This window comes from Novosphingobium capsulatum NBRC 12533, from assembly GCF_001598375.1.
Classification (GTDB): Bacteria; Pseudomonadota; Alphaproteobacteria; order Sphingomonadales; family Sphingomonadaceae; genus Novosphingobium; species Novosphingobium capsulatum.
This window is the reverse complement of the sequence record NZ_BCYV01000022.1, coordinates 1-25,207: the sequence shown is the minus strand read 5'-3', so window position 1 is coordinate 25,207 and position 25,207 is coordinate 1. Positions and strand designations below refer to the sequence as shown.

Below are 25,207 nucleotides of genomic sequence, written 5' to 3'. Positions count from 1 at the left end.
GTTTCGCCGTTACTGCCCCTGGTCGAGATGCAGGCCGCGCCGGCCGTGCTCGGGCGTATCGTGCGGTGGCACGGGGGCCGGGGCATCGGGATCGAGCGGCACCTGCAGCATGCCTTCCCAGCGGGTGATGACCGCTGTTGCCACTGCGTTGCCCACCACGTTGGTGGCGGTGCGGCCCATGTCGAGGAAGGTATCGACCCCCAGCAGCAAGGCGATCCCTTCGACCGGCAGGCCGAACTGGGTGAGCGTGGCGGCGATCACCACCAGGCTGGCGCGCGGCACCCCGGCGATGCCCTTGGACGTGACCATGAGGGTGAGCAGCATGGCGATCTGCTGCTGCCACGACAGCGGGATGTTATAGGCCTGCGCGATGAACATCGTGGCAAAGCTGGTGTACATCATCGAGCCATCGAGATTGAACGAATAGCCCAGCGGCAGCACGAAGCCCGAGATGCGGCGCGGCACGCCGAACCGGTCGAGCTGTTCGAACAGGCGCGGCAGCGCGCTTTCCGAACTGGCCGTGGAAAAGGCCAGCAGCACCGGCTCGCGAATATAGCGCGCCAGCAGCAGCACGCGCTTGCCCAGGAAGATGCCGCCCAGGCCGAGCAGCAGGCCCCACAGCAGCAGCAGCGCGAAATAGAATTCCGACACGAACACGCCATAGGTGACGATGATGCCCAGGCCCTTGGTGGCGACCACCGCCGCCAGCGCGCCGAACACGGCCAGCGGCGCGGCCTTCATCACATAGTCGGTCATCGTCAGCATCAGGCTGGCCAGCGCCTCTGCCCCGCGCAGCAGCGGCGCGCCCTTTTCGCCGATGGCAGACAGCGCCAGGCCGGCAAACAGCGAGAACACCAGGATCTGCAGCACGTTGTTCTGCGCCATGGCATCGAGCAGGCTGGTCGGCACGATCTGCAGCACGAAATGGTGCACGGTGAAATCGGCGGTGGCGAGATCGCCGACCTTGGCCGAGGCGGCAAACTGCAAGCCATGGCCGGGGCGGAACAGATTGACCAGCAGAAGGCCCAGGCTGATCGACACCAGGGAGGCGGTGATGAACCAGCCCAGCGCCCGGCCGCCGATGCGACCCAGCGCCGCACTGTCCCCCATGCCGGCGATGCCCGAAACCAGCGTGGCCAGGATCAGCGGCGCAATGATCATCTTGATCAGGCGCAGGAACACATCAGGCAGCAGCTTGAGCGTTTCGGCGGCCGTCGCCAGCGTTGGGCTGTCGGCCGGCAGCGCGCGGTTGAGGGCATAGCCCGTGGCGATCCCCAGGATCATGGCGATGACGATGTAAAGCGTAAGGCGCCGGGCCAAGGGATGCTCCGCAAATTGTTTCAGGTGTGACGGTCTGGTGGCAGACCCTAGGCGGCGTGGACAGATTGCACAACGCCGCGGTGGGATGCGCGGGCGATCGGCGGGCCGGGCACGCCGGATGGCCTGCATTACGGTAATTTAACGAGACCGCTAGTGGCGCGGACAGGCGGCGTGGGCCAGAGGGCAGCATCGGCCTGTCTCTCGCCTGCAACGGTTGATAGACAAGCTGCCATCTTTGGACCGAAGAGAAGACCGCGCGCCATGAATTTCGAACACGCCGTGCCGCAGATGTCCCGTGCCAAGCAGATCAGGGTTCTGGCCCTGTCGGTTGCCGCCGTGGCCCTGGTGGCGACAGGAGCCACTGCCCTGCGTTCCTGGATGCACCAGCCCGAGCCGGTGGCGGCCCCGCTGCCGGCCGGCGAAGTGCAACTGACCGACAGCCAGGTGGCCAGCCTCAAGATCGAAACGGCCGGCGCGGACGATGGCTATGCCCGCACGGGCGCCAGCGGCCAGATCACGGTGGACGAAACGCGCTCGACCCCGGTGTTCCTGCCCTATTCGGGCCAGGTGCAGCAGGTCTTCGTGCAGAACGGCGATCGCGTGCAGGCCGGCAGCCCGCTGCTCTCGGTGCACACCACCGACATCGCCGATGCGCGCAACGCCCTGGCTGCCGCCCTGGCGCAGCGCACCAGCGCATCGGCGCAAGTGCGCGTGGCGACCGAAAACGCCCAGCGCGCCGAGGAAATCTATCGCACCGCCGGTGGCGCGTTGAAGGATCTGCAGCAGGCGCGCAGCGACCTGGTGGCCGCACAATCGCAACTGGGCATTGCCAATGCCGCGGTGACCGCCGCCCAGGCCAAGCTGGGCGTGTTCGGCGCCGGCACGGGTGCTGGCAGCAATGCCGTGCTGCGCGCGCCGATCGGTGGCGTGGTGGTGACCCGCTCGATCGCGCAGGGGCAGTATGTGGCCGGTGGCGCCAATGCCGCCGGCAGCCAGCCGGCGTTCCTGATCGCCGATCTGTCGCGCGTGTGGCTGGTGGCGCAAGTGGCCGAAAGCGACGCATCGCGCGTGCACCTGGGTGACAAGGTAGTGGTGACCGCCACGGCATTCCCCGGTCGCACGTTTGACGCAACGATCGACAACGTCGGCGCACAGATCGATCCGGTGTCGCACCGCCTGCAGGTGCGCGCCACGATTCCCAATGCCGATGGCGCGTTGAAGCCGCAGATGTTTGCCAACTTCACCATTGAAACGCCCGAGAAGGAAGTTTCGACGGCCCCGGTGACCCCGCACCTGCTCAGCCTGCCGGCCGAGGCAGTGATCCACGAGGGTGACAGCGCCCGCGTGTGGGTGTGGCTGGGCCACGGCCGCGTCAAGGCGCGCGACGTGACGACCGGCGAAAGCCACGATGGCCGCGTGACGATCATTTCCGGCCTCAACCCGGGTGAAAAGGTCGTGACCCAGGGCGCCATCTTCGTGAACGAAGCGGGGCTCGACTGATGGTCAAGCTGGTACGCTATGCGCTGGGCCAGCGCCTGACGATTGTCGCCTTCTTCGTGCTGATGCTCGTGGCGGGCGGCATCGCGTTCTACAATCTCAACATCGAAGCCTATCCCGACCCCGTGCCACCGATGGTGGAAATCGTGACCCAGTCTTCGGGCCTTTCGGCCGAGGAAATGGAACGCAACGTCACGATTCCGATCGAAGTGCAGATGTCGGGCCTGCCGCACATGACGGCGATCCGCGCGATCTCGCTGTTCGGCCTGTCGGACGTGAAGATCCAGTTCACCTATGATTTCAATTACGAGCAAGCCCAGCAGCAGGTGATCAACCGCCTGGCGCAGCTGCCCCAGCTGCCGGGCGGCGCGGTGCCGACGATTTCGCCGACCAGCCCGGTGGGCGAAATCTATCGCTATCGCATTGCCGCGCCCAAGGGTTATTCGGTTGAAGACTTGAAGACGCTGCAGGACTGGGTGCTGCAACGCCGCTTTCGCGCCATTCCAGGCGTGGTCGACGTGACCGGCTGGGGCGGCAAGCTGCGCAGCTATGACGTCGTGGTCGACAACAACCGCCTCCAGGCCCACCACCTGACCGTGGCGCAGGTGATCGCCGCGCTGGGCAAGGCCAATGCCAACGTCGGCGGCCAGACCATCAACTTTGGCGCGCAGAGCGCGATCGTGCGCGGCATCGGCCTGATCCAGTCGGTCGATGCGCTGGAAACCACCCCGGTGGGCCGTGATGGCACCGCCCCGGTGCTGGTGCGCGATGTGGCGACGGTGAAGATCGGCAACATGCCGCGCAACGGGATCGCCGGCCTTAACGGCGATGACGACATCGTCCAGGGCATCGTGCTGATGCGTCGTGGCGCGCAGTCGATGCCGACGATCCAGGCGGTGGAAGCCGAAGTCCAGAAGATCAACAGCACGGGCGTGCTGCCGCCGGGCGTCCATCTCGAACGCATCTATGACCGGTCTGAACTGATCGGCGTGACGACGCGCACCGTGATGGAAAACCTGGTTGCCGGCGTCCTGCTGATCTTCTTCCTGCAGTGGGCGTTCCTGGGCAATCTGCGCAGCGCGCTGATCGTGGCGGCCACGATTCCCTTTGCCCTGGCCTTTGCCGTGCTGATCCTGACGGTGCAGGGGGAAAGCGCCAACCTGCTGTCGGTGGGGGCGCTGGACTTTGGCCTGGTGGTGGATGCCACCGTCATCATGGTGGAGAACATATTCCGCCACATGGCCGAGCGATCGCACCATGTGGAAACGCATGAAGGCGGGCGCTATACCTTTGCCAGCCGCATCGGCTCGGTCCTGGCGGCCAGCAACGAAGTGAGCCGCGGCATCTTCTTTGCCGCCGCGATCATCATCACCAGCTTCCTGCCGCTGTTCACGCTGACCGGCGTGGAAGGGCACATCTTTGGCCCGATGGCCAAGACTTATGCCTATGCCATCATCGGCGGGTTGATCGCCACGTTCACCGTGGCGCCGGTGCTTTCGGCGATGATGCTGCCCGACAAGCTGGACGAGGCCGAGACCTGGCTGGTGGCGCGCATTCGCCGGGTTTACGAACCGGCCGCGGCGTTCTGCTTCCGCAACCAGCTGCTGGCGATCGGCGCGGCCGCGATCATGGTGATCGGCGCCTTTGTCGGCGTGCGCTCGCTGGGGGTGGAATTCCTGCCCCACCTGGAAGAAGGCAACATGTACATCCGCGCTACGCTGCCGGCGGCGATCTCGCTCGATGCGGGTGAGCCGGTGGCCCGCGCGATCCGCCGTGACATCATGCAATACCCCGAAGTGACCGCGGTGCTTTCCGCCCACGGCCGCCCGGACGACGGCACCGATGCCACCGGCTTCTTCAACGTGGAATACTTCGTGCCGCTCAAGCCGTTCGATGAATGGCCCAAGGGCATGGACAAGGAAAAGCTGGTCGCCGATCTCTCGGCCAAGCTGCAATCGCGCTATCCCGGCGTCGACTTCTCGTTCTCGCAGATCATCGAGGACAACGTGGAAGAGGCCGCATCGGGGGTGAAGGGCGCCAACTCGGTCAAGCTGTTCGGCCCCGACCTGGTGACGCTGGAGAAGATTGCCGGCCAGCTGCGTGACCAGATGGCCAAGGTGCGCGGCATTACCGACCTGGGGATCTTCCAGTCGCTGGGCCAGCCGACCGTGCGCATCGACGTGGATCGCGAAAAGGCCGCGCGCTATGGCCTGAGCGTGGACGACGTGAACCAGACGGTGCAGGCCGCCATCGGCGGCACCTCGCCGGGCGACCTCTATGAGCCGCACACCGATCGCCACTTCCCGATCATGGTGCGCCTGGAAGCCGACCAGCGCGACAGCCTGGAAGCGGTCAAGCGCATCACTGTGGGGGCCACCGCGCCCGATGGCACGGCGATCTCTGTGCCGCTGTCGGAACTGGCGGATATCCGCCTGACCACCGGCGCCAGCTTCATCTATCGCGAACACCAGGAACGCTACATCCCGATCAAGTTCTCGGTGCGTGACCGCGACCTGGGCAGCGCGGTGGAGGAAGCGCAGGCCCGCATTGCCAAGAATGTGGTGCTGCCCGCCGGCTATAGCCTGGAATGGGCGGGCGAGATGAGCAATCTCAAGAACGCGGTGGCGCGCCTGGAAATCGTTGTGCCGCTGAGCCTGCTGCTCATGCTCGGCCTGCTCTATGCCAACTTCCGCTCGCTGCGCGATACGCTGCTGGCCTTCTCGGTCATTCCGATGGCCGTAGTGGGCGGCGTGCTGGGCCTGATGCTCACCGGCACGGCGTTCTCGATCTCGGCAGCGATCGGTTTTGTGGCGCTGTTCGGGATCGCGGTGATGGATGGCATCCTGCTGGTGACCAGCTTCAACCAGGCAATGGACGAAGGCATGGCACGGCTTGATGCGCTGCGCCACGCCACCACCAATTCGCTGCGGCCCGTGCTGATGACCTGCCTGGTGGCGGCGATCGGCCTCGCGCCGGCGGCGGTGGCCACTGGCATCGGCAGCCAGGTGCAAAAGCCCCTGGCCCTGGTGGTCGTGGGCGGCATGACGCTGGCCCCGGTGCTGATCCTGCTGATCCTGCCCCTGCTCATCAACCGTTTCTCCAGCCGGGTCGCCGGGCCGCGCAAGCGCGCCGGGGCCGATACCGATGCTGGTGATACCGCAATGCCGCATGAAGGAGAGCCGGCATGATCCGTTTCCCGATGCGCCGTTCGCTGGGCACCCTGGCCAGTGGCATGCTGCTGGCCTCCACCATGCTGGCTACGGCCGGTGCGGCCAAGGCGCCGCCGGTGGTCAATACCGTGGCGGTGCCGATGCCGCCCACCCCGGCGGGCAGCGCGCCGCCCGATCTGCTCAACCAGCCGATCACCGGCGATGGGCAATCGCAGGTGGTTCACCCCGGCACGGCAGTGGCCAAGGATTGGTGGCAGGCGTTCCGCAGCCCGGCGGTCAACACCCTGGTGGATCGCGCGCTGACGGCCAATGCCGATCTCGCCGCCGCCCAGGCCCGCGTGGCCCAGGCGCAGTCGCTGATCGGCGTGGCGCGGGGCGCGCTGTTGCCGCAGCTTGATGCCGGGCTGACCAGCGAGCGGCAGCGCCTGTCGCGCAGCCTGTCCACCCCGATCGCCGATCCCAATCCACAGGTCTTCTCGCTGCATACCGCGCAGGTCAGCGTCAGCTATTCCCCCGACCTGTTCGGCGGCGGCGCGGCGCGGGTGCGATCGGCCAAGGCGGCGGCGGCCGTGGCCCAGGCCCAGGCCGATGCCACGCGCTCGATGGTGGCGGCCAACGTGGTGCTGGCGGTGATCCAGAACGCGGCGCTCGATGCCGAAATTGCCGCCAACAGCGATGCGATTGCCAGCGGTCGCCAGGTCTTGGACCTGCTGCGCCAGCGCGAAAAGCTGGGCGCGGTGGGCCATGCCGACGTGGCCGCGCAGGAAGCCGCGCTGGCCGCGGTGGAAGGCACGCTGCCGCCGCTGGTGCGCGCCAGTGCCGCCAACCAGGCCGCGTTGCTGATCCTGATCGGCAAGGCGCCGGGCATGCCGGTGTTCGACAACGGCGCGGCCATGCCGGCGCTGGAAGACCTGACGCTGCCGGCAGACCTGCCAATGGCCTTGCCGGCCGAGTTGCTCAAGACCCGGCCCGACGTGGCGGCGGCAGCGGCCACGCTGGAAGGCGCGGCGGCCGACGTGAAGGTGGCCATGGCTGCGCGCCTGCCGCAGCTCACGCTGTCGGCTACGGCGGGCGGCACGGCGGAAGACTTCGGCCGGATGTTTGCCGATGGCAATCCGTTCTGGCAGTTGCTGGGCGCCCTGGCCGCGCCGATCTTCCATGGTGGCTCGCTCAAGCGGCAGCAGCAGGCGGCCGAGCATGCCCTGGATGCGGCCAAGGCCGGTTATCGCGGCACGGCGCTGCAGGCCTTTGCGGATGTCAGCAATGCGCTGACCGCGCTGTCGGCCGACGCCACCGCGCTGTCGATCGCGCAGCGTGGCGATTCGGCGGCTTCGGCCAGCCTGGGCTTCGTCAAGCGGCAGTTGCAGCTGGGCGGGGTGGGCACGCTGCAGGTGCTCAACGCCAGCGCCGTGGCGCAGACCGCGCGGGCGCAATACGTGGCAGCCAAGGCAGCGCGCCTGTCAGACACCGTGGGCCTGTTCGTGGCGCTGGGTGGCGGCCTGCAGACGCCGCAAGGCGCAGCGGCAACCGGGCACTGAAACGGTAAAAGCCCGCGTCGGTGATCCGACGCGGGCTTTCCCCTGTTGCCCTTGGGCGAACGACGTTACGCGATCAGAACGAGGCCATCAGCGAGACCACGCCAACCGTCTTGCCGGCGCGATACATCTGCTCGCCCGAAACCCCGGCGAAGGGATTGTTGGCGGCATCCTGGCGGCTGACGTTGGTGCCGACGACCGAGAAATCGAGCGTCAGGTTCTTCCACGCGGTGCTGACACCGGCGGTGTAGTCGATGTATTCCTTGGTATAGTTGAACGAACCGCCGGTGTGGCCCAGGTGGGTGTGGATCGTGAACGGCGTGTTCGGAATGGCGCCCGACAGTTCACCATAGACGTAGGTGTCGGTGCGCGTGGCATAGACATCCAGGTTCTTCTGGTGCGGGGCGAAATTGATACCGGCCTTGGCGTTGATCGGGCCGAGCGCCTTGGACAGCGAGCCATAGACTTCATAGAAGTTGAGGCCCGGCGCACCCGGATAGATGTAGCCATAGAGGCCCACGTCGACGGTCACGCCGCTGTTGCTGAGGCCGTGGGTGAAACCGCCATAGACGTCGATTTCGGTGCCGCCGATGTTGACCGCCGGGCTGGGCGAAGCGCTCGAACCCCAGGTCGACACGTAGAAGCCCGAGCTGTGCGACAGGGTCAGCGTGCCCTGGACGGCCGGCAGGTTGTTGGACTGCGAGATGCCGCGGAACCGGTACTGGCTGATGACGCCGGCGGCGCCAGTCACCTTGAAATCGCTCGGGGGCGCGGTCTCGTCGGCCATGGCAGGCACGGCATAGCCGGCAAGCACGGCAAGGCTGAACGCCGTGGCGACCTTGGCCACGCGCGACTTGATGGACGTACGCATGAAATACCTCTTTAATTTTGTCTTTGACGCGTCGCCCCGCCTGCACAAATCGCCCCGGCCTCTTTCTTGCGCGGGCTGGTTGACGACTTGCACTTATCTGGATGCCGCCGCCTGCTGCGTTGCACAAGACCATTCCGCCGACCGTGGCATTCTCGTTCTGGAATGTGTCTTTTGTGCATCATAGTGTTTCTGGCGCTTGTCTGCGCCGTGGCAGCACCCATATAGTTTGGCGAATGATCGTCACGGCCGGTGCATGCTGAAGTTGCTAAAGTCACTCGTTTCCGGGGCGCGGGCAGAACCGCCTGCGCCGCCCACGCTGGTTCCTGCGGGCCAACGCGTCTATGCGGTGGGTGACATTCACGGCCGGCTCGACCTGTTCGAGCAGATGATCGGCCTCATTGAAGCCGACGATGCGGCACGCAGCGGGCAAGGCGTGGTGAAAACCACGGTTATCCTGCTGGGCGACCTGATCGATCGTGGGCCCGATAGCGCGGGCGTGATCGACCGGGCCAGAAGCTGGGCGCAGCGCCGCCGTGTGCGCATCCTGGCCGGCAATCACGAGGAAATGTTCCTGGGCGCGTTCGAGCGCGATGAAACCCTGCGCCATTTCCTGCGCCATGGTGGCCGGGAAACGCTGTTGAGCTATCCGATTGATCCCGAAGACTATGCGCGGATGACGCTGGAAGAACTGCGTGCCGCGATGCCCGATTTCGTGCCGCAGGCCGACATCGCATTCCTGCGCGGGTTGGAAGACCAGATTCGCATCGGAGACTATGTCTTCGTGCATGCCGGCATCCGCCCCGGCGTGGCGCTGGACGAACAGGTGCCCGGCGACATGCGCTGGATTCGCGGGGAGTTCATCGCCGACCGCACCCCGCGTAATTTCGCCGTGGTGCATGGCCATACCATCGTCGACGAGCCGGAGCTTTCGCCGCTGCGTGTCGGCATTGATACCGGCGCCTATGCCTCGGGTCGGTTGACTGCCGTCGGGCTGGAAGGCGCGGAGCGCTGGCTGCTGGTGGCGCAGGACGAATCGGCAGAGGCTGCCGCCTGATGGGCGCCGCCGCCGGACCGTAACGCCAGGCGGATTTCACCGCAAACCGCGGCTGGTCTTGGCACAAGCGTTTGCTTTGGTGCCAAATGTTTCGCACTTGCGCAAATTCTTTGCTGTTGTTGCGAAGCCGCCACAATCTGCACCATCGTTGCGCCGGAATGCTTTCACTTGAAATGATTGGCAAGACTGCGCGCTTGATCCTGAAGCATTTTGTCGCGAACGCCAAAATCAAGTAAAAATTGCAGAAATTTTGTCATTTTCGTGTCACAAGAAACCGGTCAGGGAGGCCTGCCGGCGCGTGGAAGATTTGTGCCGGCGCCCTGCCATGCGTCGGGTCGTCTGATGGCAGCGGGGACGGATCATCTTTCTGTCGTTGCATCGCGGCGACTGATTACACGCAACGGGGACACCAATGCACCGCTCGCACTTTACTGCCGGCTCCATGCTGGCGCTGGGCATGGCTCTGGCCAGCACGCCCGCCTTTGCCCAGTCCACCGGCTCGGTCGATTTCGAACAGCAGGCCATCGTGGTCAGCGGCCATGCCGCCAAGTCGGTGAACGGCGTTCAGCTGCCCGACACGCCCAAGGCCAAGCAGGTTCTCGACCAGACGATCATCGCCCACCAGACGCCGGGCCAGACGATCAACGACATCATCAACCTGGTGCCGGGCGTCAGCTTCCAGAACAACGATCCGTTCGGTTCGGCCGGCGGCAAGCTGTTCATCCGCGGCTTTGACAACACCCGCATTTCGCAGACGTTCGACGGCATGCCGCTGAACGACACCGGCAACTATGCCCTCTATTCAAACCAGCAGCTTGACCCCGAAATCATCGAGCAGGTCAACGTCAACCTCGGCACCACCGACGTCGACTCGCCCACGGCCGCCGCTTCGGGTTCGACCGTCAACTATCGCTCGCGCATGCCGACCGAAGACTTCCACGCGCGCATGCTGGGTTCGGTGGGCGATTTCAACTTCATGCGCATCTATGGCGAAGTTGACACCGGCAACCTGACGGCCTCGGGCCTGCGTGGCTGGATCACGGCGTCGAGCGCGACCAACAACGCCGTGTTCGGCGGTATCGGCAAGATCGACAAGAAGCAGTTCAACGCCAAGCTCTATCAGCCGCTGGGCAGCAACGGCGACTTCATCTCGATCGCCGGCCACTACAACAAGAACCGCAACAACTTCTTCGGCTCGGTGCCGATGTGGACCGAAAACTACGGTTCGCGCGTTGTGGGTGGTTCGTCGGCCAACCGCTATCCGCTCAACGGTGACGAGCGCTTCTATCAGGAAGCCCGCTGCACCACCGCGGCTGCCAACGCCGGCGTTGCCGATGTGGCCAACTCGTGCGGTTCTGACTACGAATACCGCTATAACCCGTCGGACACGGCCAACGTGCGCATCAACACGCGCTTCACCCTGGCCGATGGCCTGGTGCTGACGGTCGATCCGTCGATCCAGTGGACCAGCGCGAACGGTGGCGGCACCGTGGTGGCGACCGAAGCGGCAGCACCCAACGGCACGCTCGGCTTCAATGGCAGCAACTACTACTTCGGCCGTGATCTCAACGGCGACGGCGATCTGCGCGACACCGTGCGCCTGCTGGCGCCGAGCCAGACCAAGACCGCGCGTCTCGGCCTGCTCGCCTCGCTGCGGTACGACATCAACCCGAACAACACGATCCGCGTGGCTTATTCGTATGACCGCGGCCGCCACAAGCAGACCGGTGAACTGGGCAACCTCTACACCAACGGCTTCGGGGTGGATTACTTCCCGTCGGAAAACGCGCTGACGGACGCCAAGGGCAACATCGTCCAGAAGCGCAACCGCCTGTCCTATGCGATCCTGCACCAGGTTTCGGCGGAATATCGCGGCACGTTCGATGCGCTGTCGGTCAACATCGGCCTGCGCATGCCGTTCATGAAGCGCAACCTGAACAACAAGTGCTTCACCACTGGCGCCAGCGGCGGCGTGGCGTGCTATGCCACCTCGGGCGATCTGGCGACCAATGCTGCCGCCAACCCCTATGTCGTGACCGCGGCCGGCCTGCCGACCAGCGGCTGGGCCGCACCGCAGCAGCGCGTGTTCACCTACAGCAAGCCGCTGCCCACCGTGGGCTTCACGCTCAAGGTGGCGCCGTCGGCCAGCATCTTTGCCAACTATTCGAAGGGTCTGCAGGTGCCGGGTACGGACAACCTGTACAACTCGTTCTACTTCCCGCTGAACAATGCTGCAGCCAAGCCCGATCCGGAAACGACCGACAACTTCGACGCCGGCGTGCGCTTCCGTTCCGGCCCGCTGCTGGCGCAGGTTTCGGCCTGGTACACCATCTACCAGAACCGTCTCGCCTCGGCGTTTGACCGCGATCTCCAGGTTTCGATCTATCGCAACCTCGGCCGCGTGGACAAGTATGGCTTCGACGGCTCGCTGGCCTACGCGCCGACCAAGGATCTCTCGTTCTACGTGTTCGGTTCGTACCTGCACTCGAAGATCCGCGACAACGTCGATGCCGGGACCTGCTCTGCGGCCAACGTGACGCTGGGCATGTATGGCTGCACCGCGGCCGGCACCCAGGCGTTCTACCAGACGGCTGGCAAGCGTGAATCCGGCGCCCCGGTCTACACCTTCGGTGGCCGTGTCGACGGTACGGTCGGCCCGCTCTCGCTGGGCGTGCAGGCCAAGCGCACCGGTCCGCGCTATGTGAACGACCAGAACCTGCCGTTCTACGTGAACAGCGGCGGCAAGCTGGAAATCTTCCCGGCCAAGACGCGCCCGTACACCGTCGTCGATCTCGACGCGAAGCTGGCTCTGTCGAAGGTGGCGGAGATGTTCAACGAACGCACGTTCCTGCAGCTCAACGTCACCAACGTGTTCGACGTGAACTATGTCGGCGGCTTTGACGGCACGCTGCTCAGCCAGGCGACCAATGGCAACCCGATCACCTATGCGCAGCTCAGCCCGCCGCGCACGCTGATCGCGACGCTCAGCTTCGGCTTCTGATCCTTTCGGACAGAGCTGGCTAAAAAGCCCGCCGTCATCCCTTCGGATGGCGGCGGGCTTTTCATTGCGGTCCGCCGCTGCGCCGGGATGCGCGCATGATACGACCAGTCGTGCTGCACTGCACTATCCAGAACTGGGCCAACTGCGGCATTCTAGGCTCGGCCTAATGCGAGCCGGGAACGAATGCCCGCTATCGGCGTTGTGCTCTGCAGCATTGTTGTTCCGGTTGAATGCGTGATCCTGCGGCAAGAAGGGGGCAAGCCCTGCCTGCCAAAGATGTGATATCCGGCGGCTCGGCTTACACGCTGGAGGGGCCGTCTCCCGCCACCGGGAGGCGGCCTTTCCGCCATTATTGGTAGACGCAGGTATCGTACTGGCCGCGCACCACCGAAGACCGCGCGGCAATGGCATTGCCATGGCGGCGCACAAAGCCGCTCGCGCCGGTTACTTCACGCACCTTGGGCTGGGGAAAGGCCGCAGCGATTCGCGCGGCCTCGATCCGTGACAGGTGCAGCGCGCCCTTGTTGTAATAGCGCTGGGCGCCGGCCTCCACGCCATAGGTGCCGATGCCGGTTTCCGCGACGTTGAGATAGACCTCCATGATCCGCCGCTTGCCCCAGATCTGCTCGATCAGCACGGTGAACCACGCTTCCAGGCCCTTGCGGAAATAGCCACCGCCCTGCCACAGAAACACGTTCTTGGCGGTCTGCTGGCTGATGGTGGAGCCGCCGCGAATCCGGCCGCCCTGCTGGTTGCGTTCGAATGCCTGGAGCATGGCAGCCTGATCGAACCCGTGATGGGTGCAGAACCGCGAATCCTCGCCCGCGATCGCCGCGTCCACCATCGTGCGGTCGATTCGCGTCAGCGGCGTCCAGTCCTTGGATATGCTGTTGCCGTCCATCAGCATCGTGGCGGTGATCGGCACCGGCACCCACTTGTAGATCAGCACCCACAGCACGCTGCCCACCAGGAACACGACGATGGCGCGGCCCAGCCACCAGCCGAGCCGCCAGGCCATGGAGCGTTCCTGGGACGGGCGGGAGGGCATGAGGTGCTTGAACATGCCCGCCTTATGCCGCGCTGCGGAAAGGCAATCAATCCGGCGACGCCACGGGATGCTTCCACCGCGCGCATGGCGGCGCAAACTTTCGGGCAGGGCGTTGCCATCAGTAGGGCCAGCCCCCACTTTGCACGCGACATAAAAAGGATCGCCTTCATGAAAACCAGCGGCAACACCATCCTCGTCACCGGCGGGGGCAGCGGCATCGGGCGCGCACTCGCCCAGGCCTGGCATGCGGCGGGCAACACCGTCATCGTCACCGGCCGCACGCTGGCCACCCTGGAAGAAACCGTGGCCGGGCGCGACGGGCTTCACGCCATGGTGCTCGACGTGACCGACGCCGCCGCAGTCGCCAGCTTTGCCACCGAAGTGACGGCGCGCTTTCCCGCGCTCAATGTTCTGGTCAACAATGCCGGGATCATGCGGTTCGAGGATCTGCGCGGCACGCGCGATCTGGCCGATGCCGAGGCCACGGTGGTGACCAATCTGCTTGCCCCGATCCGCCTGACCGATGCCCTGGTCAACCACCTGGCGCAGCAGGCCGATGCGGTAATCGTCAACGTCACCTCGGGCCTGGCATTCGTGCCGCTGGCAGCGGCCCCGACCTACAGCGCGACCAAGGCGGCGATGCATTCCTATACCCAGTCGCTGCGTGCGCAACTGACCGGCCAGGTGGACGTCATCGAGCTGGCCCCGCCCGCCGTGCAGACCGGACTGACGCCAGGCCAGGAAAGCCGCGAAGGCTATCTGCCGCTCGATACCTATATCGCCCAGGTGATGGATCTGTTCTCACAGGTGCCCACGCCGGTTGAAATCTGCGTGCCCAACACGCTGGCGTTTCGCCATGCCGAGCGCGACGGCAGGTTCGACGCGCTGTTCGCCCAGCTGAACGGGCACTGAGCGGCCGCCTTGCGCGGCGCATGAATTTCATCGCTTTGAACGGAGCCACCAGACGATGACCAAGTTTTTGCACACCATGATCCGGGTGACCGATCCTGATGCGACGATTGCGTTCTTCAACCTGCTCGGCGTGCAGGAAACGCGCCGCTTTTCCAGCGAGCAGGGCCGTTTCACCCTGATCTACCTGGCCGCGCCGGGCCAGGATTACGAAGTGGAACTGACCTACAACTGGCCGGCCGAGGATGGCAGCGCCGAAGCCTATGCCGGCGGGCGCAACTTTGGCCATCTGGCGTTCCAAGTCGAAGATATCTACGCCACCTGCCAGACGCTGGCCGATGCCGGGATCACGATCAACCGGCCGCCGCGCGATGGGCACATGGCCTTTGTGAAGACGCCCGATGGCATCTCGGTGGAACTGCTGCAGAACGGGCGGCTGGATCCGGCCGAGCCCTGGGCCAGCATGCCCAACACCGGCACCTGGTAAATCCAGGACATGGTCAGGGCGCGCCCGCCGGCAACGCCACGGTGGGCGCGCTGACATCCAGTGCCCAGTCGCGCAGTGACAGGGCATAGGCGGTTACTTCGCTGCAGGCCTGCACGTCGTCCTGGGATACCACGATACCAGCGGCGGGCAGGCTTTCACGAATGCCGGCAGGATGGGGCGCGGCGGCGGCAAAGGGTGTGCCGCCTGCACCGGTAGCGGGCACGGGCTGCACGCGGTGAGTGGCAGCAAAACGCACAGCGGCAGCGCGTGCCGTTTCCAGTTCCTGATCATGGCGTGTCTCCTCGACATGGGCAAGTTGGCGATAGCGTTCTGCGTCGCGTGCCAGGGCGGCCTGCGCCTGGGCCTGGGCTGCGCGCTGGGCAGCGTGATAGCTGGCTGCCTGGCTGGCGAGGTCTTGCGCGCGCAGGCGGGCCAGCGTGGCGAAATGGTGGCAGGCCAGCGCGAGCAGCACCATGCCGATCCACGGCGCCAGGCGGCGCAGCAGGGGCAGCATCCAGGCGAGTGCGATCACCGTACCACCGCCACGCTGTCGGGCACGATTGCGCCCAGGCGCGCTAGGGCGCGGCTGCGGCGCAGGCTGCGCCGCTGGCCATCGGCGATCGGCAGGACGATGGCGGCCAAGGCCGTCACCAGCGTGGCGCTGTCATTGGCCAGCCAGCCACGGCCCACGGCAAAGGCCACCAGCGGCGGCAGCACTTGGCGCACCAGCACCGCAAGTTGATAGGGCCGGGGCGAGGCAGGAATTTCCAGCGGAGCGTTCGCGATCACAGCAGCAATCCCTTGGCACGGGCAACCAACCGGCGACGGCTGTCAATGCCGTTGCTGCCGCCGTTGATGCGATGGGTGATGGCATCGTCCTGGCCGGCATCGGCCAGGTCGGAGAGTTTGCGCGCCGCCCAGAATGCGCAGGCCGTGCGCACGGCGATGTCGGGTTGGGCGGCCAGATCGGGCTGCGCTTCCAGCGGCAGATCAAGCGCCGTGCCCATCGCCCGATAGACCGCCCGCCCGGTGATCTGGAACAGCCCGCGCCCACGATAGGCAAAGCCATCGCCGGGTGTGGTGTTGCCAAGGTCAAGCCGCCCCTGGTAGCCGGCCTGGGCCAAGGTCGGCCCCCAGATTTCTACCAGGGCGCGAAAGCCGCCGCTTTCATGGGCGGCCTGGCCCAGGAAGTTGGCAAGGCGGGCAACGCTTGCCATCAGCCCCGCTGCCGGCAGATGGATCGCCGCGGCGCTTCCCAGGGGGCGCAGCGCGGCCATCGGCCTTCCCGCAACGGCGGCCAGCAGGGCTGCCATCGTGCGACCGCCCGCCACGCCATCGGCAGCGCCGATATCGTAGCCAGCCGCGATCAGCCGCGTTTGCAGCTTTGTCACGTCGATCATGGTGTGGTCTTTCGCTTCAGTGCGCCAGCGCGCTCACGCCCCAGGCGATGATGGCGGAGAGCGTGCTGGCCAGGGCGGTCAGCGCGGCATAGGCGCCGCGCCGCGCGCTTTCGCGCGCCTCAATCTTGGCCAGTCGCGCATCGATGCGTTCCAGCGCGGCGGCCATGCGATCGAGGCTGTCTTCCATCGCGTCGAGCCTTCCTTCCATGCGCCCCATGTCGCGGTGCAGATCTTCCTGGCTGGTCATCGGCGGGCCCCCGTGATGATGATTGCGATGGTGGCCTGGTGGGCGGCCGGCGCGCGGCTTGGCTGCATCACAGGTATGCCACTTCTGCTTCCCAATAGAGCGTGGCGGCCACGCCCGGTGGCGTGAAGTTGGCATTGAAACTGGAGCTGCCCAGTGCCGTGGTGCCAACCGACGGCTTCCACGTGTTGTCGGCGATGGTCCAATAGACCACCTTGGTCGGCGTAGCGGCCAGGCCATGGTTGATCACCGCATAGGTATCGGTTGCGGCCACCGCCACGCTGCCCATCGCGCGCAGGCGGCCGGCAGAACTGGCGGCCATGTCGCCGATGTTCTTGTCGGTGAAGCGGTTGCGGGTAATGCCGTTGGCAAAGGGCGCGCTCAGGGCTTCCAGCACGTTGTTGTGCGAAAAGCGGCCCATCGCGCCGTCCGTCGCGCTGACACCCTGCAGCAGGTAGCAGCCGGCGAAGTCTGCGGCATTCTTCGAATAGTCCTTGCCATAGACCGCCACGCCAAAGCGCAGGAAGCTGCACCCGTAAAAGCTCAGGCGAGAGGTGTCATAGCCGTCGGGGGCGCCGATGAAGCGGTTGCCATCGAACCCGTACCAGACATCTTCGAAGAAGCAGGAATAGACACTCAGGCGGTGGATCGCGCGGCTGTCACCGCTGGCCGCGTTCTTGACGGCAATGGCACTGACGCGGCGCGCGGCATCGTTGGGAATGCCCAGGAAATGGCAGCCCCGCATGGAAAATTCAAAGATGCCATAGGTGTTGCCCAGCTCCTTTTCCACCTGCACGCACGACAGCGGGGCGGGGTTGGGAGGATTGACCAGCTTGCCGATGTAGAACAGGCAATCGCTGAAGTGATAGTGATCTTCGTTCTGGATGTTGGAGGGTTGCAGCCGGATCCACACCGCGCGAGAGTTCACGTTGATCTTGACCCGGCGCAGATAGACCCACTGCGTCCAGCGGCATTCCAACCCGGTCACGTCATTGACCGAGGAATACATGCTGATTTCCACGTTATCGAGCGTGGTTTCATCGCAAAAATCGAGCGTCACGATCGAGCCGTAATGCCCGTCGGCGGGCAGGAACGCGATATTGACCAGCTTGACGCCGATCGCCTTGATCCCCGCCTTGACCACCCGGCCGTTCACCATGGTGCTGTCATCGGCAAAGCCGATCAGCAGGCGCGCGCTGTTCTTGGCCAGGAAGCGGCACCCGGAACCGCGAATCATCGCGGAATTGGCGGTAATGCGCTTGTCGCTGGTATAGGTGAACACACCCGCCGGCACTTCCAGCGTGCGCCCGCCCACGGCGTTGAGCCAGGCAAAGGCGGCGACCATGGCCGCTTCGGCCTGGGCATCGCTGACGCTGCCATCGCCCGGATTGCCAAACCAGGTGAGGTTGGCAACGCCCGGGCGCACCGCCGCGCGCACCCACGCCCCGTTGGCGCCGCTCGATCCGGTCGATGCCGGCACATAGAAGGCTTGTGCCGGATCGGCCGCCACCGCGGCAGACAGGTCGGCCGGCGACCAGTAGAAATAGCCCTGGCGCCCCGGTTCGAGCAGATAGACCATGACCGAGCGGTTGGCCCGTGCGGCCAGCGCGGCGCGGGTGGTGCACGGCACGATCGTTTCATGCAGCATGCCGCCACCGGGCATGCCCACCAGCGTGGCGCCCTTGTTGGCATCGGTGCTGGCCATGTCGGCGCGCAACAGCGCATCGCCGTTCACCGCATCGGCCAGAACGGCCGTGCCGTCGATCGGCGAAAAGGCAAAGTACTTGCCCTTGCGCTTGGCCGCGGCGGGCAGTGTCCCGGCGTTTTCGCCCAAGGGGATGCGCATGCACCGCTTGAGATCGCGTGACAGCGCCTGGTCGCGCAGCGCGGCGCGATCATTGGCCAGGTTGACCGGCGCGGCCAGCCAGGCCGATCCGTTTTCAAACGCGGTGGTCTGGGTGAAATCGGGATCGAGCCACACCACCAGCTTGCCGGGGCCTGGCGCCACGGCGAAAGTCACCGTGCCGCCACCACCTTCGTACAGCTCCACGCTATAGCCATCGGTGATCGGCTGGTCGTCGAGCAGCACGGCGACATCGCCAGTGTCCTGCGCGGTGAACGTGAAGGGAAACGAACGCGTCACGCCATTGGCGCTGAATGGCCCGTCAAAGGCGTTGGTGGTGGAAACGGCCATGGCAAACGATGTCCTTGCAAGGCGCGCGTCACCGGCCGCCGGGCAAGGGCGGGGCTGCAGGCGCGCAGACGGTCAGGATGGGTGGAAAAGAGCGGGCGTTCAGCCGATGCGGGCGCGCACCGCGCCGTACTGGCGCACGCCGGACAGCACGGATTGGCCCATGTCGACCAGCCCGCTCATCAACGCGGTCTGGCCCTGGGCAGAAGCGGCGCTGGCCCGCCCCATGGCAAAGGCTGCGCCGGCGTCGGTCTGGCGCACGGCGCCGGCGCCCTGCATCGCGATATCTGCCACGCGTGCGCTGCCGGTCAGGCGGGTGCTGTCCACCGCCTCGGCGGCGGTGCCGAATTCAACGCCCACGCCACCGGCGGCAGCGGCCACGCGCTGGCGGCCTTCATCGGCGGCCATCTGGCGATACTGGTCCTGGATCGCGCGGTTGGTTTCGGCCTGGGCATCGCGGCCCGCGCTGCGCTGCAGGTCAGCCTGGCGCAGCGCGACATCGCGCTGGTACTGCGCCTGGTGGATGGCGCTGATCGTGCTGATGCCTTGGCCGGCCACGGCGAGGCCAGCGGCAAAGATGGGAAGGGCAGGGCCGCACATCAGGCATTCTCCTGTTGCAGAAAGGAAAGGGCCGGGCGCTGGCGGGCGAAGCGGCGAAACGCCATGTCGCCCACGCGCACGGTGTCGTGGTCTAGGGTGAAACCCCATCGCGTAAGCAGGCGGATCGCCCGGACGTTGTCGGCAGACACTAGGTTGGCCAGCACCGCGCTTGAATCGTGCATTTCGGCCAGGATCACCGGGCCCAGGCGCACCAGCGCGCGGCCGTGGCGCCACACTTCGTCAGTGCCCAGGAACCATGGCACGCCGCGCCCGGCCACGGCGCATTCCACCACCACGCCGAACATGGCGTGCGGCTGTCCGCGCACCAGCGCGGTCCAGCAGCGGTGCGATGCGATCAGGCCATGGCGCAGCGCCGCCTTGGGCTCGCGCCCCATGGCGCGGCATTCGGCCTGGTCGATCGCGCGCATGTGCCGGGCCAGAAAGCCGATATGGCGCCGCTGGGCCGGCACGATGCTGAGATCATCGCTGCCTGGCCCGGTCATCCGCCCATCACCGGGTCGATTGCCACGCCCAGCAGGGTGAACGGCAGCGGCGCGTTCTGGCGGATCCAGATGGCGCAATCGTCGCGCGCGCGATTGTCGAGATTAACGAGGTATTCCCCGTTCATCAGCGCATCGGGCGCGCTCCATGCCTCGTCACGGCGCGATTTCACCGGGAACAGGTGATCGGCATCGATGCCGGCGGTGATCTGCCGGGTATCGGCCAGGGTCAGCACGGCTTGCCCTGCCTGGCAGATGCGGCCCACGCTGCTGCCGGTGCTGGTCGACAGGCGCATCGGCAGGGTTTCCAAATCCACCTGATAGGGGATGCCGAAGATCACCTGCGTGGCCCCGCCCATGCCGGCGGGCAGGTCGATCGTGCCATTGGCCACGGTCAGCCCGGCAACGGCCACGCCATCAACCAGGCCGGCAATATCGCTGCGCCCTTCCAGATGCCACAGCCCGGTAAAGCGGGTGCGTGGTGCATCAAATTGCCCCCGCACTGCGCAATCGAGATAGCAGGCATCGTTCACGTCGGACCAGGTCTGGCTCGCCATGCGTTCGACAAAGCGACGGGCCTCGCCACCGATCACGCGTTCCACCACCAGATAGACGCGGTCTTCCCCGTCCTCGGCAATGGCGCAGACCGACAAGACCTTGCCGTCGGTTTCGCACAGGGTCCAACCCCACACGTTCTGCTCCTGCTCCCAGGTGAAGCAGGCCAGCTTGCCATCCTCGCGCACGGCCCAGACCACGCTGCGCGGCTCTTGGGCATAGCACCAGGAAACGATGCCGAGCCCCTCGAAGAAATGCGGCGAGAAGATCGAGACGTCGTTGGATTTCAGGCCGTCGATGGTGAAATCATAGCCGATCGTGCGCACCGTGCGGCCCACGCTGGGTTGGTAGAACACCACATTGTCGATCACCAAAGGCGAGAGCCGCGACGATCCGCGCCCGATCTGGCGCCGTGTGGCCGGTGGGCGCGTGGCATCCAGCACGCCGCCCGATCCATCGCCATCGATGTGGAACACGCTGTCCGATGTCAGCGCCAGCAGGCTGGTGGTGGTGACCAGCTGGTTTACCGAATTGACCCGGCCGGCCACGATGGTGAACGCCATGGAATCGTCTGCCCGCAAGGGCCGCGATCGGTCCATGTTCTCCAGCTGCCCGCTGCGCGTGGCCCAGATGCCGTGCGGCACGTTGCGCGTACGCGCCCAGATCGCCCGCTGTTCGAACAGGGTGACGGTGGAGGGATAATCATCTGCTCCGGCGAACGGATTGGCCGCCTGGGGCGGCGCGCGATCGAGCGCGGGGGCGATGTTGTCGTCGCGGAACGTGGTGCTTTGCGTCGTGCCGATATAGCCGAAGAACTGCGAATTGTCGGCCTTGTAGACGTTGTAGCGCGTTGCCCCGGCCACGGCAGGCCAGCTGATCGTGTTGAAATTGCGCTTGAGCGAAAGATCGTTGGTGGCGGTGGACTGGCTGCTGGCGCGGCTTTCCATGCCGGTGTCATCGTTCACCGCTGTCACGCAATAGCTGGCGCCCTGTGGGAAATAGGCGGCATTGCCATTGCTGCTATCGGTATTGGCAACCGTTGCCGCGGCGCCGCAACTGGTCGGCGCGGCCATGGTGGGGGCAAAGGTCACGTTGCGAAACGACCAGTCGGTATGCCCGGCGCGCACCAGCTTGGCCGGCGCATGATCGATGTGGGCCAGATACATCGTATCGGCGGTCTGCTCGAAATCGAGCTCGGCCAGTTCCACCCCGTTATAGGGAGAACCAACCTTGTAGATGCGTGCGCCGCCCATCAGTACCAGGCCTTTCCGCCGAATTGGCCCGACCCGCCGAAATAGATCGCCGGGCGGGTGGGTGCAGGGTTCACCGGTGGCACCACCGGGGCGGCTGGCGCCACGGGCGGTGCGCTGCGGGTGGTGCCGCCGCTGCAGCCGGCAAACAGCGCCACGGCGCGGGTATCGGCATCGATGCGGAAATGGCTGGCATCGGTCACTGCCACCACCGTCCACGCCCGCCCGTTGAGCAGCGCGCCCATGTCACCCGCGCAGCCGCTGATGTAGAAGCGGTCGCCCACGGCAAAGCCGTGATAGGCCACCTCTACCAATGCCTGGCTGGCGTTGCTGATCGCGGTGATCGCCAGTTCCTCTTCCAGGATGCGGCCGCCGCCGGCGCAGGGGCTCATATAGCCCTGGCCCATTTCCAGCGCATAGGTCTGGCTCAATGAAAACTGGAACGGCACGAGCCGCACCGGCTGCGTCGGATCAAGCACTTCGGCCACCAGTTCGGTGCCCGGCCGCTTGGCGATGCCCCCGTACTTGAGCACGATGACATTGCGCGCCTTGCGCAGGGCGGTGCCCCAGGCGTCCACGTCGAACCGGCCATAGAGCTGCGGGCCCAGCTCGCCACGGCAGAAATTGGCCTGCGCGGTGCGGGCGCCGATCATGCCGGGTCTCCCAGGAACGACAGGCCAGCCCGCGCCATTTCCGCCTCGCTGACATAGCGTGCGGGCCGGTCCCCGCGCTTGTTGGCCTCTTCGGCGATTGCCCGCATCCGCGCCAGTTCGGCCGCGCGGGCCAGGGCCTGGGCTGCGCTGGCGTCCTTCTTCACCGGCAGGGCCAGGCGCGCCGCCAGTTCCAGCTCGAACGCGCGCGCCACCAGCGGCGGCAGTTCGGGCGCGGTCACGTTGCTGCGCACATAGACCAGCGTGGCATTGGCCACGTTGGTATAGATGCGCCCCGCTTCATACAGGAACGCCAGCGGCGCTGCGTCCTGCAGCGGAAAGGGGAACGCGCCGCCAGCAGGCAGCGTGGCGGCATCGTCCTCTACCGCGCGCACGGCGAGCGGCTGCGACAGGTTGGTGGGGGCAGCATAGGCATGCAGCCATTCCGCCGGCCGATCGTTGGCGATCTCGGCCAGCGCGATCCGTGCGCGCGCCCAGGGCCAAGGGGCCCATTCGGCCAGTTCGGCCAGCAGCGGCTTGGCAAAGCGGTTGGCTTCGCGCGCCTCGATGCTGCCTTCGGCAAAATCGGCGATCTGCCCGGCGGCAATCTGCGCCAGGGCACGGTTACAGATGTCGATCAGTTGGGCCATGGGCTTGTCCTTGCGACCATCACGATGTTGGGGGGCGCGCAGCGCGCGGAGGTTGCCGGCGCAGGGCAGGCATCACCCCGCCGGTGTTTGCCAATCGGGCGTGCCGACATAGCTGAAGGCGTCGGTGCCGAAATGATCCCGCGCCAGGGTGCGGGTAAAGCCTTCCTCGCCGGGCTTGAGGTCCAGCCCGTCGTCGAACAGATCGCCGATGGTGTCGTCGTCGCGGCGCCAGATTGCCATGGATCGCTCTCCTTCAGGCGTAGTGGATGTTGAGGCACAGGATGTCGCCGGCGGCGAGCGCGGTGGTGTCGCTGTCGGGTGCCGCACCGGTCAGGGCAAAGGCCAGGCCCGCGCTGAAATAGAGCGCGGTCTGGAAATCGATGTCGAACGGGGCCGAGGGCGCGAGGTAATAGGTCGCCACCGGCGTATCGGTGCCCACGGTCGGCGCCGAAGCCTTGTTGTAGAGCTTGAGATAGCGCGCCGAGGCGCTGGCATTGTGGCCGCGCACGCGGAACAGATCGGCGCCGCTGGTCTTGACGCTGGTGGCGTTGGTGGTTGCAGCGGCCGACAGCAGCCGGTTGGTGCTGGCCGGCTTCTTGGCCAGGTCCCAGGTCGCGCCGTTGTGCTGCATGCCAAAGCCGGCCACGGCGAGCGCATACGACGGGTTGGTCGTGCCGTTGGCCGGGGCAATGGCCGTGAACGCGCTGCCAGCAGAACTGAATAAGGTGACGGCCAGGGCCCCCTTGTTGGTCAACTGCATGTTGCCGCGCTGGCCATCGGCAAGCGTGGGCAGCGTGGCGCTGTAAACCCCGCCCACCTTGACCGGATTGCCGGCATCGGCCGCGCCTGCCGCCACGTTGCCCAGGCTGGCGACGTTGCCCGATACGCCGCCGGAATGGCCCACGGTCACGGCCAGGTTGGTGCCGCCGGGAGAGCGGACCCACACGTTGGCGGCATTCCCCACGATTGTGCCGCGCGGATTGATCGTCACGCCGGCCAGGTCGCTGGCCGGGGCGGTCGCCCCGCCGAAACACACCTTCACCGGCTGCTGGCCGGTGTTCTGCAACAGCACGTCGGTGTTGGCGGCGGCGGTAAGCGTGGCGGCAATGTCTTGCCAGGCGCCGTTGGCGGCAAAGCTGCTCTGGGTGGCGGCTGCCATGTGCATCTCCTTGGTAACGGGTTCTGACGGGCAAGGCCGGGTGCGTGTTGGCGCGCACCCGGCTGCTGGCCTTACTGGCCGCCCACGCCCAGGTTGGTCTGGCGGCTGGCCACCACCGCGGCGGTGATCTTGCCGGCCGTGGCGTTGCTGCCGCCCACGGTGTAATAGAGGCGCAGGTAGCGGGCGTTGACGCCCTCCTCGATGCTGCCGGGCACCTTGAACTGATAGCCGGCAACCAGGCTGGCCAGCGGCACCACCGCGCCACTCGAAACCGTGGTCCAGGTGGCGTTGTCGGGTGAAACCTGCACGCTCACCTGCAGGTTGGTGAGCCCGGCAAAGGCCTGGGTGACCGTCACCGCCAGGTCCAGTTCCGGGCCACGGCCCAAGTCGCGGATCAGCGGGGCAGTAGCGCCAAACGGCGTGCCGGTGGTGCCAAGGTCGATGACATTGGCCGACGCGGCCGAGGCGGTCACCGCCTGGGCATCGCTCAGCAACAGCGAATTGTCGAAAATCATGCGAAATTCTCCCAATTGGAGGGGGCGATGCGGCTTAGGCGACCAGCGCTTCGTTGGTGACGAGCGCGTCGGTTTCGCGGATCGGGATGCCGCGCCAGGTCATCACTTCCTCGCCCTGGATTTCCATCGGCGTCAGGCGCACGAAGTTGTCCACGCCGCTGCGGCCATTGCTGGTTTCGGCGTCCAGCGCTTCGAGCAGCACGCGGTTCATATAGATCACGGTGCGGCCCGGGCTGACTTGGCCTTCGCGCTCCATGTGATAGGCGCGGCGGCCCTGCAGCTTGTAATAGAGCTTGCGCAGCAAGGGGTTGAGCGCCACCGTCCCTGCCACCACGTCCGACACGTCGATGTTGGCGATGCGCCCGTTGAAGCGCCAGTCCTTCACGCACAGCCCCATGTGCTGGGTGAACTTCTCTTCCTTGACGTAATAGGGATTGCCGTTGCCATCGAGCACGCGCTGGCGGCCCATGTCCTCGCGCTGCACGCCGGCGGGCACCGAATCCGGCACGATCACGCTGGTCTGCATGTCACCGTGGGTGACGAACCAGATCGAGGCGTTGTCGGCCTGCACGCCGCCCGCGTTCACCACGTTGGGGTTGGA

General features: G+C 66.1%; 24 protein-coding genes. 7 read left to right on the top strand and 17 right to left on the bottom strand.

The window, feature by feature from the left end; genetic code table 11:
• Positions 1 to 9 precede the first annotated feature (9 nt).
• On the bottom strand, positions 10 to 1,320 hold the full coding sequence (locus SCA01S_RS18140; protein ID WP_062788026.1) for a dicarboxylate/amino acid:cation symporter: 1,311 nt from the start codon (positions 1,318 to 1,320) through the stop codon (positions 10 to 12).
• A gap of 261 nt (positions 1,321 to 1,581) precedes the next feature.
• Here SCA01S_RS18140 and SCA01S_RS18135 point away from each other — a divergent pair, with 261 nt between their 5' ends.
• From SCA01S_RS18135 to SCA01S_RS18125, 3 genes are read left to right on the top strand one after another with little or no spacing between them, the layout of a single operon-like run.
• A complete protein-coding gene (locus SCA01S_RS18135) occupies positions 1,582 to 2,820 on the top strand; it encodes an efflux RND transporter periplasmic adaptor subunit (RefSeq protein WP_062788024.1) in 1,239 nt (412 codons plus the stop codon).
• The gene (locus SCA01S_RS18130; protein ID WP_062788022.1) at positions 2,820 to 6,005 is read left to right on the top strand and encodes an efflux RND transporter permease subunit; all 3,186 of its coding nucleotides are present in this window, start codon (positions 2,820 to 2,822) and stop codon (positions 6,003 to 6,005) included. Before SCA01S_RS18135 ends, SCA01S_RS18130 begins: the two co-directional genes overlap by 1 nt.
• A complete protein-coding gene (locus SCA01S_RS18125) occupies positions 6,002 to 7,525 on the top strand; it encodes an efflux transporter outer membrane subunit (RefSeq protein ID WP_245652762.1) in 1,524 nt (507 codons plus the stop codon). Before SCA01S_RS18130 ends, SCA01S_RS18125 begins: the two co-directional genes overlap by 4 nt.
• Positions 7,526 to 7,598: 73 nt before the next feature.
• On the opposite strand, the gene SCA01S_RS18120 is transcribed toward SCA01S_RS18125, so the two are convergent.
• Entirely contained in the window at positions 7,599 to 8,393 is a 795-nt protein-coding gene (locus tag SCA01S_RS18120; protein ID WP_054132461.1) for a TorF family putative porin, read from the bottom strand.
• Between the two features lie 253 nt (positions 8,394 to 8,646).
• On the opposite strand from SCA01S_RS18120, the gene SCA01S_RS18115 reads away from it, so the two are divergent.
• Positions 8,647 to 9,447, top strand: coding sequence for a metallophosphoesterase family protein (locus SCA01S_RS18115; RefSeq protein ID WP_062788020.1), 801 nt, complete (start codon positions 8,647 to 8,649; stop codon positions 9,445 to 9,447).
• A 412-nt stretch (positions 9,448 to 9,859) separates the two neighbouring features.
• Positions 9,860 to 12,448, top strand: coding sequence for a TonB-dependent receptor (locus SCA01S_RS18110; protein ID WP_062788018.1), 2,589 nt, complete (start codon positions 9,860 to 9,862; stop codon positions 12,446 to 12,448).
• Positions 12,449 to 12,797: 349 nt separating this feature from the next.
• Here the strand turns inward: SCA01S_RS18110 and mtgA are convergent, their stop codons facing one another.
• Complete coding sequence (gene mtgA, locus SCA01S_RS18105) at positions 12,798 to 13,466, bottom strand: monofunctional biosynthetic peptidoglycan transglycosylase (protein WP_084391118.1); 669 nt, start codon at positions 13,464 to 13,466, stop codon at positions 12,798 to 12,800.
• Between the two features lie 198 nt (positions 13,467 to 13,664).
• Between mtgA and SCA01S_RS18100 the strand changes: the two genes are divergently transcribed.
• On the top strand, positions 13,665 to 14,408 hold the full coding sequence (locus tag SCA01S_RS18100; protein WP_062788014.1) for an SDR family oxidoreductase: 744 nt from the start codon (positions 13,665 to 13,667) through the stop codon (positions 14,406 to 14,408).
• A gap of 55 nt (positions 14,409 to 14,463) precedes the next feature.
• Positions 14,464 to 14,892: a VOC family protein gene (locus tag SCA01S_RS18095; protein ID WP_062788012.1), complete on the top strand. Its 429-nt coding sequence runs from the start codon at positions 14,464 to 14,466 to the stop codon at positions 14,890 to 14,892.
• 13 nt (positions 14,893 to 14,905) lie between these two features.
• On the opposite strand, the gene SCA01S_RS18090 is transcribed toward SCA01S_RS18095, so the two are convergent.
• The 14 genes from SCA01S_RS18090 to SCA01S_RS22625 all read right to left on the bottom strand — a co-directional run.
• A complete protein-coding gene (locus SCA01S_RS18090) occupies positions 14,906 to 15,424 on the bottom strand; it encodes a hypothetical protein (RefSeq protein WP_062788011.1) in 519 nt (172 codons plus the stop codon).
• The gene (locus tag SCA01S_RS18085; protein WP_062788009.1) at positions 15,421 to 15,681 is read right to left on the bottom strand and encodes a Pam3-gp28 family putative phage holin; all 261 of its coding nucleotides are present in this window, start codon (positions 15,679 to 15,681) and stop codon (positions 15,421 to 15,423) included. Before SCA01S_RS18085 ends, SCA01S_RS18090 begins: the two co-directional genes overlap by 4 nt.
• Positions 15,678 to 16,292 carry a hypothetical protein gene (locus SCA01S_RS18080; protein ID WP_062788008.1) on the bottom strand — a complete coding sequence of 205 codons (615 nt, stop codon included), beginning with the start codon at positions 16,290 to 16,292 and terminating at the stop codon, positions 15,678 to 15,680. Before SCA01S_RS18080 ends, SCA01S_RS18085 begins: the two co-directional genes overlap by 4 nt.
• Before the next feature lie 16 nt (positions 16,293 to 16,308).
• The gene (locus SCA01S_RS18075; protein ID WP_062788006.1) at positions 16,309 to 16,539 is read right to left on the bottom strand and encodes a hypothetical protein; all 231 of its coding nucleotides are present in this window, start codon (positions 16,537 to 16,539) and stop codon (positions 16,309 to 16,311) included.
• Positions 16,540 to 16,606: 67 nt separating this feature from the next.
• The gene (locus SCA01S_RS18070; protein WP_062788004.1) at positions 16,607 to 18,730 is read right to left on the bottom strand and encodes a hypothetical protein; all 2,124 of its coding nucleotides are present in this window, start codon (positions 18,728 to 18,730) and stop codon (positions 16,607 to 16,609) included.
• Between the two features lie 99 nt (positions 18,731 to 18,829).
• On the bottom strand, positions 18,830 to 19,327 hold the full coding sequence (locus SCA01S_RS18065) for a hypothetical protein (RefSeq protein WP_062788002.1): 498 nt from the start codon (positions 19,325 to 19,327) through the stop codon (positions 18,830 to 18,832).
• Entirely contained in the window at positions 19,327 to 19,830 is a 504-nt protein-coding gene (locus tag SCA01S_RS18060) for a hypothetical protein (protein WP_062788001.1), read from the bottom strand. Before SCA01S_RS18060 ends, SCA01S_RS18065 begins: the two co-directional genes overlap by 1 nt.
• Positions 19,827 to 21,635, bottom strand: coding sequence for a phage tail protein (locus tag SCA01S_RS18055; RefSeq protein ID WP_062787999.1), 1,809 nt, complete (start codon positions 21,633 to 21,635; stop codon positions 19,827 to 19,829). The genes SCA01S_RS18060 and SCA01S_RS18055 overlap by 4 nt, the downstream gene beginning before the upstream one ends.
• Entirely contained in the window at positions 21,635 to 22,285 is a 651-nt protein-coding gene (locus SCA01S_RS18050; RefSeq protein ID WP_062787997.1) for a hypothetical protein, read from the bottom strand. The genes SCA01S_RS18055 and SCA01S_RS18050 overlap by 1 nt, the downstream gene beginning before the upstream one ends.
• The gene (locus SCA01S_RS18045; protein WP_062787995.1) at positions 22,282 to 22,932 is read right to left on the bottom strand and encodes a phage connector family protein; all 651 of its coding nucleotides are present in this window, start codon (positions 22,930 to 22,932) and stop codon (positions 22,282 to 22,284) included. The genes SCA01S_RS18050 and SCA01S_RS18045 overlap by 4 nt, the downstream gene beginning before the upstream one ends.
• A 72-nt stretch (positions 22,933 to 23,004) precedes the next feature.
• Complete coding sequence (locus tag SCA01S_RS22360) at positions 23,005 to 23,172, bottom strand: hypothetical protein (RefSeq protein WP_157089034.1); 168 nt, start codon at positions 23,170 to 23,172, stop codon at positions 23,005 to 23,007.
• A 13-nt stretch (positions 23,173 to 23,185) separates the two neighbouring features.
• Positions 23,186 to 24,091 (bottom strand): hypothetical protein, encoded by a 906-nt coding sequence (locus SCA01S_RS18040; protein WP_157089033.1) that lies wholly within the window; start codon positions 24,089 to 24,091, stop codon positions 23,186 to 23,188.
• 71 nt (positions 24,092 to 24,162) lie between these two features.
• The gene (locus SCA01S_RS18035) at positions 24,163 to 24,606 is read right to left on the bottom strand and encodes a Bbp16 family capsid cement protein (protein WP_062787992.1); all 444 of its coding nucleotides are present in this window, start codon (positions 24,604 to 24,606) and stop codon (positions 24,163 to 24,165) included.
• Between the two features lie 34 nt (positions 24,607 to 24,640).
• A partial coding sequence (locus SCA01S_RS22625; RefSeq protein ID WP_369405417.1) for a major capsid protein occupies positions 24,641 to 25,207 on the bottom strand: 567 nt, incomplete at its 5' end.

Excerpts from the sequence above, each read along its gene's own strand:
- SCA01S_RS18135 (WP_062788024.1), top strand. The coding sequence starts at position 1,582 with ATGAATTTCGAACACGCCGTGCCGCAGATGTCCCGTGCCAAGCAGATC.
- SCA01S_RS18130 (WP_062788022.1), top strand. The coding sequence starts at position 2,820 with ATGGTCAAGCTGGTACGCTATGCGCTGGGCCAGCGCCTGACGATTGTC.
- SCA01S_RS18125 (WP_245652762.1), top strand. The coding sequence starts at position 6,002 with ATGATCCGTTTCCCGATGCGCCGTTCGCTGGGCACCCTGGCCAGTGGC.
- SCA01S_RS18120 (WP_054132461.1), bottom strand. The coding sequence starts at position 8,393 with ATGCGTACGTCCATCAAGTCGCGCGTGGCCAAGGTCGCCACGGCGTTC.
- SCA01S_RS18115 (WP_062788020.1), top strand. The coding sequence starts at position 8,647 with ATGCTGAAGTTGCTAAAGTCACTCGTTTCCGGGGCGCGGGCAGAACCG.
- SCA01S_RS18110 (WP_062788018.1), top strand. The coding sequence starts at position 9,860 with ATGCACCGCTCGCACTTTACTGCCGGCTCCATGCTGGCGCTGGGCATG.
- mtgA (WP_084391118.1), bottom strand. The coding sequence starts at position 13,466 with ATGGCCTGGCGGCTCGGCTGGTGGCTGGGCCGCGCCATCGTCGTGTTC.
- SCA01S_RS18100 (WP_062788014.1), top strand. The coding sequence starts at position 13,665 with ATGAAAACCAGCGGCAACACCATCCTCGTCACCGGCGGGGGCAGCGGC.
- SCA01S_RS18095 (WP_062788012.1), top strand. The coding sequence starts at position 14,464 with ATGACCAAGTTTTTGCACACCATGATCCGGGTGACCGATCCTGATGCG.
- SCA01S_RS18080 (WP_062788008.1), bottom strand. The coding sequence starts at position 16,292 with ATGATCGACGTGACAAAGCTGCAAACGCGGCTGATCGCGGCTGGCTAC.
- SCA01S_RS18075 (WP_062788006.1), bottom strand. The coding sequence starts at position 16,539 with ATGACCAGCCAGGAAGATCTGCACCGCGACATGGGGCGCATGGAAGGA.
- SCA01S_RS18070 (WP_062788004.1), bottom strand. The coding sequence starts at position 18,730 with ATGGCCGTTTCCACCACCAACGCCTTTGACGGGCCATTCAGCGCCAAT.
- SCA01S_RS18065 (WP_062788002.1), bottom strand. The coding sequence starts at position 19,327 with ATGTGCGGCCCTGCCCTTCCCATCTTTGCCGCTGGCCTCGCCGTGGCC.
- SCA01S_RS18060 (WP_062788001.1), bottom strand. The coding sequence starts at position 19,830 with ATGACCGGGCCAGGCAGCGATGATCTCAGCATCGTGCCGGCCCAGCGG.
- SCA01S_RS18055 (WP_062787999.1), bottom strand. The coding sequence starts at position 21,635 with ATGGGCGGCGCACGCATCTACAAGGTTGGTTCTCCCTATAACGGGGTG.
- SCA01S_RS18050 (WP_062787997.1), bottom strand. The coding sequence starts at position 22,285 with ATGATCGGCGCCCGCACCGCGCAGGCCAATTTCTGCCGTGGCGAGCTG.
- SCA01S_RS18045 (WP_062787995.1), bottom strand. The coding sequence starts at position 22,932 with ATGGCCCAACTGATCGACATCTGTAACCGTGCCCTGGCGCAGATTGCC.
- SCA01S_RS22360 (WP_157089034.1), bottom strand. The coding sequence starts at position 23,172 with ATGGCAATCTGGCGCCGCGACGACGACACCATCGGCGATCTGTTCGAC.
- SCA01S_RS18040 (WP_157089033.1), bottom strand. The coding sequence starts at position 24,091 with ATGGCAGCCGCCACCCAGAGCAGCTTTGCCGCCAACGGCGCCTGGCAA.
- SCA01S_RS18035 (WP_062787992.1), bottom strand. The coding sequence starts at position 24,606 with ATGATTTTCGACAATTCGCTGTTGCTGAGCGATGCCCAGGCGGTGACC.